We start from the raw sequence: 14,439 nt of genomic DNA, 5'->3' as shown, positions 1-14,439 counted from the left end.
AATTGAGGTCAGAGCTGTACTTTATAGGCTGAGCGTATTCAGTAGCTAGGTGTGGTTCAGGCGACGCTTACAATTCATGCAAAAACCTTCCATTACAATTCATTATTGCGTGCTTTGCCAATGGATGCTGCGAGCTTCTTGGCTTGCACAAGAGTTGCTTTCAACTTTCTCCGACGATTTAAAGCAGGTTGCGCTCGCGCCTGCAAGTAAAGGCGTATTCGAAATTTACTACAACGATACGTTAATTTGGTGCCGAAAGGCGGATGAAGGTTTTCCTGAAGCCAAAGTGCTCAAAAGAAGGGTGAGAGATTTGTTAGATCCTGAGCGTGATTTAGGTCATGTGGATAAATAACTAGCTAACAATGATGGCTATAACTTAATCCCGAGATTACTGGCGGACCTAGAATTGCCGCTGTTTCACCGCTCAATGAGGTGAGCATCTGGTTCTGCTTCACGGACGAATTCCAGCACATGGTCCAGACCTGAGTCGCTCAGATTTAGCCCCGTGCGTACGGGGAACACGTTATGGACGGTAAATATAATCCGTAGAAAAAGCCGGTTTAGCCCCGTGCGTACGGGGAACACACTAAAGCGAATGCTGATGAAGATCACTATAACGGCTTAGCCCCGTGCGTACGGGGAACACACAACGACGGTAACCCTGACACTCGTTCTCAACGGTTTAGCCCCGTGCGTACGGGGAACACCAGTTGTTTATTCATGGTTTTGATGATTCTAGCGGTTTAGCCCCGTGCGTACGGGGAACACAGGTACAATTTCTCGGGGCTCACCAAAAAAAACGGTTTAGCCCCGTGCGTACGGGGAACACTGATGCTGTGTCTATGCAATGATTTTTGATTACGGTTTAGCCCCGTGCGTACGGGGAACACTTGATGTTGAGCGGGCTGGCCTTTTCTACCTGCGGTTTAGCCCCGTGCGTACGGGGAACACGCAGGTCTGCGACATGTCGTATTCAGTTTCGTCGGTTTAGCCCCGTGCGTACGGGGAACACGCAGGTCTGCGACATGTCGTATTCAGTTTCGTCGGTTTAGCCCCGTGCGTACGGGGAACACCTTGTTTGTTCGATTTCGCTGGTATCGGCACACGGTTTAGCCCCGTGCGTACGGGGAACACGGCTTCAGACAATCCCAAGGTCAAGATGTTTTTCGGTTTAGCCCCGTGCGTACGGGGAACACGTGATCAGGCTGTCGAACTGTTTGAACAGTTCCGGTTTAGCCCCGTGCGTACGGGGAACACTTTTTGCAAAGTAGCAATAGGGTTTAACAAGGCGGTTTAGCCCCGTGCGTACGGGGAACACTTTTTGCAAAGTAGCAATAGGGTTTAACAAGGCGGTTTAGCCCCGTGCGTACGGGGAACACACATCACGCCGTTAGTTTCGCTATGGAAAAATCGGTTTAGCCCCGTGCGTACGGGGAACACTCTAAAATTATATACTTGTTTTTAATAAAGAAAAATCACCTAGTAAAAGTTACCAAAAATTTTAGGTACAAAAGTACCTCTCATTATGAGGTAAAAATCTTAATCTCCAACTTGTTAAAGAGCATTAAATCGAATTAAAAAAACGAGGGGAGTTCGCTAATCAGCTCCCGGATTATCATTTGCTCTGGGCGTATACTTCACCAATCTCAGGCCCTGAAAATCGACAGGCATTCTGGCGTTTTCGCCGTAAGTGATAAAATCAAAACCCGACTCGGTATTAGTTGCCCAAGCCATAACCGCATTGCCGTCTTCCGCCAGCTCACTGACCTGAAACCAAATCATTTCGCGAATGCGTTTGCTTACATCACCCACATACACACCGGCACGGATCTCCAGCAGCCACACTGCCAGGCGACCTCTTAATCTTGGTGGCACTGCCTCAGTGACAACCATACACATACTCATAGTGGGCCTCCGCTGCGATGGCCTTCGTCACCAATTGATTCAGGCTCCGGGATGGCAGGTGGTTGTGCGTCGGCATAAGGCTCGGGTGGTGTTACCTCTCCTGCAGCCAGTACCTCTTCAACCAGCGGGATAAGGCGAGGCAATATCTTGTCTTTACGGAACGCTTCGCGACAGGCAATACGCACTTCCCGATCGGGTGATTGTGGTCGCCGTTTGGCGACTTTAAACGCCACAGGCACAACGGTATCGAACTTAATAATATCTGCAATATCATACACAAACGACAACGGCTTGCCGGTATGCAAAAAGCCAATGGCCGGGGCATATCCGGCAGCCAACACTGCGGCTTCGGTGACGCCATACAGGCAAGATGTTGCGGCGCTGATACACTGATTGATTACATCGCCCTTCGCCCAATCTTTGGGGTCATAACGTCGGCCCTGCCAGCTCACCTGATACTGTTTAGCAAGTAGCTCATAAGTTTTGCGGACACGCGTGCCTTCAATGCCGCGCAGCTGATCAACCGAACGCCGCTCCGGAGCTGGTTCGCCAAAGCGTAGCTCAAACATTTTACGTACCACTTTGAGCCGCAGGTTTTCATCCAGCGCCAGCTTGGCCTGATAGAGCAACTTATCGGAGCGCGCACCACCGGGCTGACCCGCCGAATAAAGCCTGACGCCCGCTTCGCCCACCCAGATAAGCAAAGTACCTGTGGTTGCAGCCAGCTTGACCGCAGCATGGCTCACCCGTGTGCCCGGCTCCAGCATAATACACACCACAGAACCCACCGGAATGAGCATCCGCTCACCGTTTACTTCATCAATCACAGCAAATGCGCCGTCACGCACATCAATACGTCCCATACCAATAAATATCATTGAGTTACGATCTTTGATTGGAATAGGCTTTAAAGGAAGAAATGCCATTCCCTGCACTCCTAAAATAAGTAGAAAATTAGCTAAGAAAAAAGGCGAGTCGCCCCGCCTTACTGATTGGTTTAAAGCGGTTTAATCAACATCAGTCCGCAGCCAAAAGCTTTGGAGCGGCCAATGCCGTTGAATAATGCCTGTTCCAGTTTTTGCACATCGGTGATTTTTGCCACACCAAAATAGTCCAGTGTGCTCAACTGAATTGGCCTTGCCCCATCTTTTTTAACCACTTTATGTTGCTTGTAATTGCTGAACTCAATACACTGAGTCAGCAACTCCAGGCCACCCTTTTGCAGTTTTTTGTCAAGCCAGGCTTTTGCTGCAATATCAACAGCTTCATTTACATTGCTATTTGCTTTTTGAGCCTGTTTTTTGGCATGCATCAAAACATCGTGACGGCGAGTTTTCTCTCCTTTTGGCGTAATATCTACAGTGGGATTAGCTCGCAATGAGAACTGAACCAGCCCTGCTTCTTTGAGCTGTTCCTGCTGTGTTTGAGTGACTATTTTCCAGCTTTTAATCGCATCTTTTAGCTGACGCTTTGAGCGAATAAACACTGTTGGCACTGGCAGCGCCATATCCACACGAAACATAAAATCAGCCTTAAGCAGATCACTGTCAACAAAACAACGCCACACCCACTGGTGCTGCTTATAAAGATCATCGGGGTGTAAAAACCCCAAATCTTCTCCCGCCTGGTCAGGATCAAAATACAATCGGCTTTCATACCAGAGAGTGTCAGACATATAGCACTTCCTCCGTATCCACCAACCCCCATCTGCTTTTAACGCTTCTGAATGTAAAGGCTCTGTGGTTTATCTCAAAGCTCAGCGGGACATCATGCCTTTGCTCTGTCCCCTCTTTCGCCTCGCTGTCTATGATGTATTTCACCGGTGTTCCGGCTACTTTTTCATGCTCGGCCTGCATTCTTGGTGCTTGTTGCAGCGCCAGTTCTAAAGGTAACTCCATACACGCCCTATGGGGATCAACTAAAGGAATGCCCGGCAGATAGGACTTACGCCCTAAAAACTGTGGCCAGACCGGGTTTAACAAAGCATGATGCAGTTTTTTAAGCAAAACCGCGTCGCCTTCAAAGCCCACCCAAAAGGCAGCATCTGCCAGATATGCTCGGTGCGACAACTGAGTGTCCGGCTTGCCGCCGTCAGCCTTGGCCACATTCAGTGCCGTTTGGTAATCAAATGCCAGGTCGCCTGGTTTATCTATACGCACGCCCATTCGCAATGCAGTAAGATCATTCAGAGGCTCATTTCGCTCACGTCCTAGCGATGCGCACAGCAAACCGATCACACCACTTTTTGTCGGATCAAGCTGAGTATTTCGCAGTTCAAAGGCACTTTTTAGCCCCCATGACTGCATTGGTCCGGCTAGTCGGATCAACAAAGTGCTCATTGACACTCCAAAGCACCTTGCAGTGCATCAAGCATCTGAACTTCCAGTTGTGCAATGGTGCCACTGTCTTTGTCCTGATACTCTTCCAGGTTGTCGATGTAAGTGCTGCGGCCCTCAAAAATAAAGCCAGACTCACCATACATAGCCGCCAGCTTCTTGGCGAACATTTCCAGTTTTTGTGCTGACTGGTGCTCAAGCTCGGCTTCATCAGGCTTGTCTATTGTGACCGCCTGAGTAAATGCGTTGCTCAGAGACCAGGGCGCACCATCTTTACGCACATTCACTTTGATATAGCTTGGCGGGTTCTGCGCCGCAAAACTGTTTTGTTTACCCGAAGGCACCGCCTGAACTAACGCCCTGAAAAAGCCTTTTACCGCGCCAGTCACCTGTTCCTTATCCTGCCCAAGGTTAGCAGCCAGTTTGTCAATGTTGATCTGAGCATAACGGTAATAACAGGCACTGTTAAAATACACGCCACCCATCATGCCAGAGCCTTGCTCACCCGCCTGCAATTCGTCGTCCACAGCAGTAAAAAAGTCCATGGCAGGTGTAACAATATTGGTTGAAATTGCATGGGCCACCTGGCACGCAGCATCAACATTGATATTGTTGTTGTCTGCGACCATACGGCCGAATAGTGCGATATCTGCGACGAAAGACTTACCCTCTTTTACAAACACATCATTTACTGCTTTGGTGATGGCTTTGTCCAGCTTGTCCTCCTGAAACTCGCTGAAGTGCTCATCTGCAATCGCTTTCAATGCGCTCACTTCATTCAGTCCAAGAAACAGCAGATATTCTGTTTTAAACGGGTGCTTTTTGTCTTTGCTCAGGCTCAGCTTTACCTGTTCTAACAGCTTTTGTGCAACGGTTTCGCTTTGCTTTTCGTCATTACCATTAGCAATCAGGTGATCACGGATGTCGATGGCTAGCTTACGAGTGCGTACCGCGCGGTCGCCCTGATGTTCTACCACTGCATCGTTAAATGCCCCATGCGTGCGGATCGCACGCTTCTGACACTGGCTTGAGATACGCGCCCGTTGCGAGCCGCCAAACACACAAGACTTAGGCGTATTGGTATCGTCGCGGTTCAGGTTGCTGGGGGCAAAGTTTTGTAATACATGAAATTCGATAAAAGACATAAGGTAACTCCTTTTTAATTTGTCGCGTCTGCTGAGTCTGTAGACTCATCGGATTGAATGGGTTTGGCCCAGTAATCTCTGGCCCATTTAAGTTGAATGCGTTTGTCGTCGCTACCCCAGTGGTAGAGATCTTCCATCAGGGTGCGGTAATCAATGGCAATGTCTTTGCTTTTTAGAATTTGTACCATCTGGCGCAGCGTTTGTTTTAACTGCTCACCTTTTGCCTCCAGCAGGCACTCAAAGCGAAAGCTCATACCGGGGCGTTGATCTTTATCCGCCTGATACCAAATGTGACCAAAACTGCTATGTTGTGCTTCTTGATACACTGTGGCATGACTTGCAAATAAACCAGCAACAAAAGCCTGCACTTTGGAGCGTTCATCCTCACTGGAAAGTAATGGCCCTAAGTAAGATATCGCCGTCAGTTGAGAGCCTTTTTGCAGATCCAGAGACTTCCTAAGCGCAGCCAGAATATCCCTTTTCGGGTAATCTGGATTACCCCACTGATATAACTGCCTGATGATTTCCTGAGTATCCTGACTCCAGTAAACGTGACGCCGCCACGTTCTTCCGTATAGCGATTCTTCTAGCTGTTGCTTAGCGATACTCAAGCCCTTTTGCGCTCTAACTCCACCATAGCACCAGCTATGTGTTGCACCTTCGAATGCAGCAAAGGCAATTTCCTGGCACACTTTACGCCAACTAGATTTGGCCTCTTCACTGTTATTACTTAATGCCCAAATAAATTGTTCAAACGACTCATTGAGCTTGGGCCAGTAAAAACGCGCAGGGTTGATCGACTCAACTTTTGTTGAAATATCTTGTGCCCTAGCACCATCTGGTAACAGATGAGAAGCAAAGGTTCTTACTGCCCCCATAAGCTGGCTATTAATGGCCTCTGCGGTTTCCAGACCTTTAACCAGATGTGCACTGTACTTGTTCTTTTGTACTTGGTCTTTTTCGATCAAATTAATCGCAAGTGGCAAGCGCTCGTCAAACCAACATAAGGGGTTGGCTTTGTTATTATCTAAACCAATTAACTGACAATTAAGATGAAGCTTATCAATTAATTCATTATCTTCCGCAGCAAGCAATTGGATACCAGCGGGCCTTAAATCTGTGGGCTCTATACCCACTTTAGTCGACCTGGCATATTGCAATAAGTTAGCCGTATCTCGCCAATAGGCTCGTTCAAAACTCAACCTAATCGGCAATTTCTTTTGCTCTTTATTGAAACGGTAAGCGAAGTAAGGCTCCTGCTCCATTTCTTTTGGATTAGGTAATCCCTGTGCTATGAACATGCGGGCAACGCTGCCATCTTTTTGGGGCAGTAAACGCACATGACGAGCACGCCAAGTAAGATAATCACTCAGCCCTCGCATTTCACGAGCCTGAGGCTGCTCAGGCTCATTTTGCTCCCATACAGGCAGGTCCGTTTTACGATCGAGCCACTCTTCATTTTTTGGCATATGTAAATTGAGCATCAAAGTTTGGAACAGGTTTTCGCCCTCCACCATTACAACTGCACCGCCAACTAATGGGGCATTGGTCAGGTTTGGGTGCTTACCAAACTGCACCGAACTACCACTCACCCCACCGCCCAAGCTAAAATACTGACAAACAAGTAACTGAAGTGCGGCTTCATTTGCCGGTAGTGAGAACTCATGATTATCAGCAATATGATTGAATAGGGTTTTATTGTTACCGCTCGCCAGATCAGGCGAGAGCTTTTTGACCGATGTTGTTACGCCCTTTTCTTTCGTGAAATTTGCTGTTTGAAAGAAGGGGTTTGACTCTGAAAAAAGGTCAAACCGTTCTGCGCACTCAGCCGAGCCAAGATAGCTGGAGACTTGCTCATCGAACTCTCCAGCTGCAAAAACCTTATCCCACTCGTCCGCTTCCAGATAGCCATAACTGCGATACAAGATTGCCAGTAAAAAGCGTTGTACCGATGCCACAACAAGCGGCTTTTCGTGTACTATCCGCTTTAACTTTGGGGCAACCTCAAGCAAAGATAGTATTGAGTATTCGTTGGTTACCCCCTGTAAATCTAGGGCTGGTATCCAACTTTCAGTTAGTAAATCGTATTTCATATTCCCTCACATTCTGTAAGTAAACCAATTATTGCTTACCAATTTCATTAATTTTGGACAAAGCTCCACAGTGTTACTGCCACTTTTAACAAAACCGGAAACTCCACTTTTAAACTTTTTTTCTATCCACTATAAGCCCCAATTGAGGATTTAACCTGAGCACTCCCAATTCACTATTGGAGTAAGATAAGTCTTGACCCAACACAACTGGAATACAGTTAAACAGTGTTGGCGAACGTCGCCAGATTTCTTTAGCGACAAAACCAAACGGCCAGCACTCTTCTTGCTCACTAAAGTGCGTCACCCACTTGGCGTGGCTCAGTGAGATTTGTGCCTGTTTTAAACGAGCAATATCAGCTTTTTTAAGCCTTTCTCCAGCTCGCCAATCAATCGCTTCTGATTCTGCATATTCCTTTGCCCCTTGGTTAAACGCTTGCACATTTTGTGTATAGGGCGAAAACTCTGTGACCGGAACAAGCACACCTTCTCCGTTATCAACAAGAAAAATCAATTGAACGCTGACACTGGTTAAACGTGTACTGAGGACAATGTCATCGTTTTCAATTTCACTATTCGTGTACTTTAATAGAGCCCTGACGCTCGACTTATCCGCATCAAACATCATCTCTTTAGCCAAAGTATATTGCGTCCGCTTATCCAATCTGAATTCAAATGCTTTGTCGTATTCCTGCTCGAGCCAGGTTATTTGTTGGTCGACATCGGCATACACTTTATTGATCCATGAATCCATATCGCTATTAATATTAATGGCAAAGCCGCCCCCACCAACTTCCTCATTCTTCTCCCAAAGCAAGCGAGTTGTTACAGCCAATAGGTGTGAGGGGTAGATAAATACTTCACCGTGACCAAACCATTCTCCATAGTCCTCGGGAATTTTATCCATTGATGGTAGGTAGATATTTAACGTGGGTGTTTTGATAAACTTAGAGCGAGCAGTATTATTAATTTGATGACGCCACACACGGCCAACTCTTTGCAAGAGCAGATCAATTGGTGCAATTTGGGTAAACATCTCGCATGCATCATAATCCAGACTTTGTTCCAAAACCTGACTCCCTATTAGGATCAAACATTTATCCTTCACTGGTCGGTTAGGGTTGATGCTACGATGGTCCGCAGGATGTTTGCCAACCTGATATTCAATCATCTCCTCAATGGACAAACGTGTGGCTAATGGATACTTTGCATGAAAAGTTAGATACTCAACTCGACCATCACTTTCGCTGCAATGTCTTGCAATGAGCCGGGACATTTCCTGAACTTTATCAACAGTATTCAAAATACAAACAAACACACCACAACCTGCTTTATTGGCTGTTGTTAGAACATCATTTGCCATATTACTGATACACAACTTTGGAGACGTTGAGTGCAGCTTTATCTTGTAGGTTCCGGGAGGGCTGGTTAAGTCTTCTTTTTTACTATCACACTCAGTTTCAATAATTGTCTGAGACTTCGCCAGAGCACCTGAGCTGTATGTGGTGATCCTTGGGTAGGGTTTATCTTCTACTTCAATCTCTGTTTCAAATGCTTGCCCATACGCCTGAACTAGGTCAACCAACATAGTGCGGGGCAAAGTTGCAGAAAGAATGATGACTCTGACATTAAGCTTGGCCATCCAATGCAATGTATTTTTAAGCAAATCTAGCTGAAAACTCTGTAAGGAATGCACCTCGTCCAGTATCAGAACTTTATTTGAGAGCCCAAATAATCTGACAAAATTATGCTTATAGCGCATTGCAGCCATTAGCAACTGGTCAATAGTCCCCACACATGCACCGGCCAATAAGCCATGTTTTTTTGATGTGAACCATTGATTTGCTACCACTGAGGGAATGGTGTTTTGTTGGTGCTGATAGTCGATGCTTTTTAATTTTAATGCTTCATATTGCGGCTCAAAATCTGCGTTGCTGTGTTTTAAGTGGGTTTCTATGTTCTGATACCCAAGCACATCTTTTTTGAATAACCTTAAAGTCCGTTTGAATAACTGATTTGCTGTCGCTTGTGATGGCATGGCCACATACAAACCCGAGTGGCCTAGATGGCGAATGAAATGATCGGCTAAAACCTGCGCCGCTTCAGTTTTACCACTCCCCATACCGCTTTCAATAATCGAGAGCCAAGGCAGTTCGTTGAGCTTGATAAGCTCTAATACCTTTAATTGCAAAGCATTAGGCTTAAAACCAAAAACATCTACGAAATCTGCCTTGTTATTTGAAGCTGTGACATGCTTGATATTTAATAAGCTCACAAGCGCATTTGCAGTATCCATTCTTTGCACAGCATTGTAGTCACTGGCTGTACAATACCTAAACTGTGATTCATCTGAACCAATCCAATCAGCAACCGAACAAAGTCCAGCCATATATGAGTACCAGGCTGGCGTTAAGGTTTGAGCTGCAAGCTGGTTAAATAGATAAAGGTCAATGGAAAAATAATCGGCTAACCATTCTATCGCATTGATCTGCACTTCACTCCATTGCTCACTGCCGCACAAACCACATTGTTTTTTATTCGCTACAAATACACCATGGTGACTGGCAACCGCAGAAAATATTACTCTCGCAACACTCTTATCTACACCATACTGTCCACAAAAGTAGTCATGTAAAATAACAAATCCTGAATTGCCATGTTTGGTCTCCGCGTCTTCACACACCTTGAATGTGTTAATGTCGAATAAACCCTTTACCCGATCCTGCAACTTATACTGAAAACCCGGTGTGATCTTGCCAATATCATGCAGGGCAATAAGCAGCACCACCATAGCAATCGCGGTATCCTTATCAACGCCTTCAATAGCTAAAAACGGCTTCAGTAAAATAGCCCGCTCCTGAGCTGCCAGCTTGAGAATAATCGCCCGGGCCACAAAGGCGACATCCAGCATATGGCACACTGCGGGTAGAGTCTTATGCTCGTCGGCCTTACCCCAAAACTGAAAAATGTCGCTGTTAAAATCACTCACACTGTTACTTCCTTGCTTTCAATACACTCAGCTTACGACGCGAATAAAATGCCAACAATCCTGCGATTGCAACCAGTAAAAAAATTACCCGGTCGGGTGCGTTTACTCAAATGTTCCATAGCAAACCCCTAGCCCTCAGCTCCCGATAGCAAGCCGGTTCCATCACAATTTGCTGTGCTTCCGGGTGTGGATGCTGAACATCCAGCCTCAAAATGCTGATCAGGTAGTTGATCAGTGCAGCGTTGGTTTTAATTTGCTTTTGGTAATTGTGCATATCAAAGTCGTGAGCGATAACTTGCTGGGCGTACTCGCTGAGTCTTGGGTCGGGGATTATGGTTAAGGTGACTTCCTGCTGCCAGGCTTCGTCGTCTTTTTTGTACTTTTGCGCTTTGCTGATAAATTCTGGGGAGGCAGAGACGATACGCGATAATGAAAAGTCTCTAAAGCCTTTGGCTTTTTCACAGTAGGCTCTCAAATGATAGCGCAGTCCAGAGTTAATCAGCGTGTGAGGGCGGATCACGCGCTCGGTTTCACCGCCTTCTTTTATAGACTGATAGCGAATATCCAGCACGCTTTGTCGCCGACAGGCATTCAGTATGGGCCGCAAAATGGTTGGATTGAGCTTTCTGTGTGGTAGTGCCAGCGTTGTGATGGTGGAGGAACTCAAGTTGTGGACGTACTGTTCCCCAGTGAGACTAGTATACTCAGTAAAATCCTGAGAGATATAGTTAGGTGTAAAGGGGCTTGCCAGCACATAGGCTTTCTCAGACTCATTGTAGCTTGCGGCAATCTGATAACGCTCAATAAAGTCGGTGACATAACGCCGTGCGCTGGGCCTTGAAAGCTTAAATTTGCTCTGGAAAGTACCAGTCTGGATTTCTCCCTGCCAAAACAATACCGCTTCAATATATCTAAAATACAGCTCTTCCTTAGCCTGCATAAAACACTCTGGTAAAATTTTCGTAAAATAAATGTATCAGAACAAATAAAGTAAGTCATTGACCTGAGACAAACTGACAGTGAGATCACGCTAGCATTTTTTTGATGGTAGATTAATAATCAACTTTGGCGGCAGTGTTTCCAATGGGTAACGGTTATATGCAGTTTATATATGATGTGAGTTCGAGTCTCACCCTGCCACCACTTCCAGCCAAGCTATCCACCACCTTCTCCCTACCGAAATGTCCTATTAGCTAGCCCCGTGTGTGCGGGGGCGAAGTAGGACCGACAAAAATATCTGGAATATTTTTGAACAGCTCAGCTGACCCGAAGGGCGAAAGACAGGAAGTCTGGAGTCATCACCGTTTCGCAGCCTGCTAAGGTGAGCGCATGGATACGTGAAGGATGCTGCTTCACGGACGAATACAACACATGATTCAGACCTGAAAAACTCAGGTTTAGCCCCGTGCATACGGGGAACACGACCAAGACTCGTGCATCTCGTAAAAAAGAGTCGGTTTAGCCCCGTGCGTATGGGGAACACGGTTTATTTCTTGTTGCTGTAGCTATGCTAAAACGGTTTAGCCCCGTGCGTACGGGGAACACGAGTCTAAGTGATGCAGATATTAAACGCATGGGCGGTTTAGCCCCGTCCGTACGGGGAACACTAGTTTTATCCGTTATATTGGTGCTCCCGTATCGGTTTAGCCCCGTCCGTACGGGGAACACCAACCTTGCCAACCCTTGAAATATACAAATCCCGGTTTAGCCCCGCGTCTGCGGGGAACACTTTCATCCCGGCCTTGGATACTGCTGGTAGTACGGTTTAGCCCCGCGTCTGCGGGGAACACGCTGTGTTCACGCTCAGTAAGCAGCACCAAGTCGGTTTAGCCCCGCGTCTGCGGGGAACACGAAATAGAGTCAGAAATAGCGAGAGATGATGACGGTTTAGCCCCGCGTCTGCGGGGAACACGTCATTTCAACTATCAGTTTGTTGATGTCAGCCGGTTTAGCCCCGCGTCTGCGGGGGAACACTCTGTTTCGATTGGTCAAACATCATCGCATTTCGGTTTAGCCCCGCGTCTGCGGGGAACACTTACGGTAGCCCTTGATAGCGCTATCCCTATGCGGTTTAGCCCCGCGTCTGCGGGGAACACACCACCCTCAACGTCTTTAATCGCGCATTCGTCGGTTTAGCCCCGCGTCTGCGGGGAACACGCTGAATCATTGGTTAGAACTGGCATGAGTCACGGTTTAGCCCCGCGTCTGCGGGGAACACAACAATGAGGCAAAGCCCATGTTTGTAGAAGACGGTTTAGCCCCGCGTCTGCGGGGAACACGCAAGTGTGTGAGCTAGTGCCAAGGTAAATAGCCGGTTTAGCCCCGCGTCTGCGGGGAACACCCAAAGCCAGGCTGTTTCGGTTGACACTAGAACGGTTTAGCCCCGCGTCTGCGGGGAACACGCATCGCACGTTATAAAATCGTGATAACGACCCGGTTTAGCCCCGCGTCTGCGGGGAACACGGAGCAAACGAACATGCAGAATCAGGCGAACGACGGTTTAGCCCCGCGTCTGCGGGGAACACAAAATGGTCTAATTTGATAAATGTTATAGTTACGGTTTAGCCCCGCGTCTGCGGGGAACACTCTAAAAATACATTATTGTTTCTATTAATAAAAATCACACTTACAATATTCACCAAAAATATTGGGTACAAATTCTACGTATGTTTACTCGGCTCAATTGTTAAAGATCGGGGTTTCTCTTCAAATAATGTATAGCCAACAGGCCAATAAACTTCACTATACTTGCTCAGCAAAATCGATGAGCTCTTGCCCTGATAGGCGATAAATAATCCACTCGTTTTGTGCTTTAGCACCGATGCTTTCATAAAAGTCGATTGATGGTTTGTTCCAGTCAAGTACCACCCACTCAAAGCGACCGCAATCCTTTTGTAATGCAAGTCTTGCGAGGTATTTCATGATCCCTTTACCTGCACCAACACCGCGCTTATCTTGTGATACATATAAGTCTTCAAGATAAAGACCGTGCTTGCCAAGCCAAGTAGAATAATTAAAGAAATACACTGCAAACCCGATTGCTTCGCCATCTAGTTCACAAATAACGCTGTGTGCTCTAGCTTCTTTACCAAACAGTTTCTGTTCTATTTCTTCCACGGTATTGAGCACGGCATCTGGCTCTTTCTCATAAATTGCAAGTTCGTTGATAAAGTGCAGTATCGTCGCGGCATCTGCTACTTCTGCTGGGCGAATTGAAAGGCTCATAATGACTCCTGTATGTAGGTTTTAGTCAGCTTAACAAATTGTAAAGGGGGATGACAGCACCTTTCAGACAGCAGTAAAGTGAACAAACACTCCAGCTCGTCCGTATAACAAGCCAACTGATTTTTATTATAGGACGAGGTTAATATGCAAAGGACCATCTTTGCCTTTTTGGTGTTGTTTTTCAGCACTCTGGGTTTCGCAAGTACCAGTGATGTTGTAAATCAATTTATAGAAACCCCTCAACAGGTCGGCAAAACAAGTCGAATGACCTATTTGTTTTGGGATGTTTATGATGCCAGCCTTTATGCCCCCCAAGGAGCGTATTCTCAAGACCAGCCTTTTGTATTGGCACTACATTATTTACGCGAGCTAGACGGCAAAGAGATAGCAAAACGATCACTGAAAGAGATAGAGAAACAAGGGTTTACTAACTCAAGTCAAGGTGAGCGATGGCTGGCAGAAATGGAAAAAATTTTTCCCAATGTCTCTAAAGGCACAATGCTCTTTGGCGTAAGAACACCCGAAGGAATTACACAGTTTTACCAAGATAAAAAGCTTATTGGCGAAGTGAAAGATTCGGAATTTACGACCCGTTTTTTCAACATTTGGCTCGGTGAAAAAACATCCGAACCAACCATGCGAGCCGAGCTTCTAGGTCTAAAGCGGAAATAGCATATGGTTTTTTTCCGTTAATTTAATCTTCGCTACTTGGCTCTCATATCAAAAGCAATAACATTCAAAGAGGCCCC

The 14,439-nt window shown here is 46.5% G+C and carries 11 protein-coding genes and 1 CRISPR repeat array; of the genes, 2 read left to right on the top strand and 9 right to left on the bottom strand.

Annotation, left to right across the window (positions count from 1 at the left end; all coding sequences use genetic code 11):
- Positions 1 to 76 precede the first annotated feature (76 nt).
- On the top strand, positions 77 to 352 hold the full coding sequence (locus tag CKO50_RS05170; RefSeq protein WP_095727295.1) for a SelT/SelW/SelH family protein: 276 nt from the start codon (positions 77 to 79) through the stop codon (positions 350 to 352).
- Between the two features lie 141 nt (positions 353 to 493).
- Positions 494 to 1,440: a CRISPR direct-repeat array (repeat unit 29 nt; unit sequence CGGTTTAGCCCCGTGCGTACGGGGAACAC).
- A gap of 156 nt (positions 1,441 to 1,596) precedes the next feature.
- Here the strand turns inward: CKO50_RS05170 and cas2e are convergent.
- The 9 genes from cas2e to CKO50_RS05125 all read right to left on the bottom strand — a co-directional run bounded on the left by cas2e (position 1,597) and on the right by CKO50_RS05125 (position 13,690).
- The gene (gene cas2e, locus CKO50_RS05165; RefSeq protein ID WP_095727294.1) at positions 1,597 to 1,905 is read right to left on the bottom strand and encodes a type I-E CRISPR-associated endoribonuclease Cas2e; all 309 of its coding nucleotides are present in this window, start codon (positions 1,903 to 1,905) and stop codon (positions 1,597 to 1,599) included.
- Positions 1,902 to 2,831: a type I-E CRISPR-associated endonuclease Cas1e gene (gene cas1e, locus CKO50_RS05160; protein WP_095727293.1), complete on the bottom strand. Its 930-nt coding sequence runs from the start codon at positions 2,829 to 2,831 to the stop codon at positions 1,902 to 1,904. The genes cas2e and cas1e overlap by 4 nt, the downstream gene beginning before the upstream one ends.
- 71 nt (positions 2,832 to 2,902) lie before the next feature.
- Positions 2,903 to 3,550, bottom strand: a complete 648-nt coding sequence (gene cas6e / locus CKO50_RS05155; protein WP_255229435.1) for a type I-E CRISPR-associated protein Cas6/Cse3/CasE — start codon at positions 3,548 to 3,550, stop codon at positions 2,903 to 2,905.
- A gap of 22 nt (positions 3,551 to 3,572) precedes the next feature.
- Complete coding sequence (gene cas5e, locus CKO50_RS05150; protein ID WP_095727291.1) at positions 3,573 to 4,244, bottom strand: type I-E CRISPR-associated protein Cas5/CasD; 672 nt, start codon at positions 4,242 to 4,244, stop codon at positions 3,573 to 3,575.
- Complete coding sequence (gene cas7e / locus CKO50_RS05145; protein ID WP_095727290.1) at positions 4,241 to 5,386, bottom strand: type I-E CRISPR-associated protein Cas7/Cse4/CasC; 1,146 nt, start codon at positions 5,384 to 5,386, stop codon at positions 4,241 to 4,243. The genes cas5e and cas7e overlap by 4 nt, the downstream gene beginning before the upstream one ends.
- 14 nt (positions 5,387 to 5,400) lie before the next feature.
- Positions 5,401 to 7,479, bottom strand: a complete 2,079-nt coding sequence (casA, locus tag CKO50_RS05140; RefSeq protein WP_095727289.1) for a type I-E CRISPR-associated protein Cse1/CasA — start codon at positions 7,477 to 7,479, stop codon at positions 5,401 to 5,403.
- A 109-nt stretch (positions 7,480 to 7,588) separates the two neighbouring features.
- A complete protein-coding gene (locus CKO50_RS05135) occupies positions 7,589 to 10,465 on the bottom strand; it encodes a CRISPR-associated helicase/endonuclease Cas3 (protein ID WP_095727288.1) in 2,877 nt (958 codons plus the stop codon).
- A 106-nt stretch (positions 10,466 to 10,571) separates the two neighbouring features.
- On the bottom strand, positions 10,572 to 11,405 hold the full coding sequence (locus tag CKO50_RS05130) for a WYL domain-containing protein (RefSeq protein ID WP_095727287.1): 834 nt from the start codon (positions 11,403 to 11,405) through the stop codon (positions 10,572 to 10,574).
- A gap of 1,802 nt (positions 11,406 to 13,207) precedes the next feature.
- The gene (locus CKO50_RS05125) at positions 13,208 to 13,690 is read right to left on the bottom strand and encodes a GNAT family N-acetyltransferase (RefSeq protein ID WP_039496196.1); all 483 of its coding nucleotides are present in this window, start codon (positions 13,688 to 13,690) and stop codon (positions 13,208 to 13,210) included.
- 144 nt (positions 13,691 to 13,834) lie between these two features.
- Here CKO50_RS05125 and CKO50_RS05120 point away from each other — a divergent pair, with 144 nt between their 5' ends.
- On the top strand, positions 13,835 to 14,362 hold the full coding sequence (locus CKO50_RS05120; RefSeq protein WP_095727286.1) for a chalcone isomerase family protein: 528 nt from the start codon (positions 13,835 to 13,837) through the stop codon (positions 14,360 to 14,362).
- Positions 14,363 to 14,439: the final 77 nt, after the last annotated feature.

Source organism: Pseudoalteromonas sp. HM-SA03 (genome assembly GCF_002289345.1).
Taxonomy (GTDB): domain Bacteria; phylum Pseudomonadota; class Gammaproteobacteria; order Enterobacterales; family Alteromonadaceae; genus Pseudoalteromonas.
Note: the sequence above shows the minus strand (reverse complement) of the source record. Positions and strands in the feature narration are given on the sequence as shown.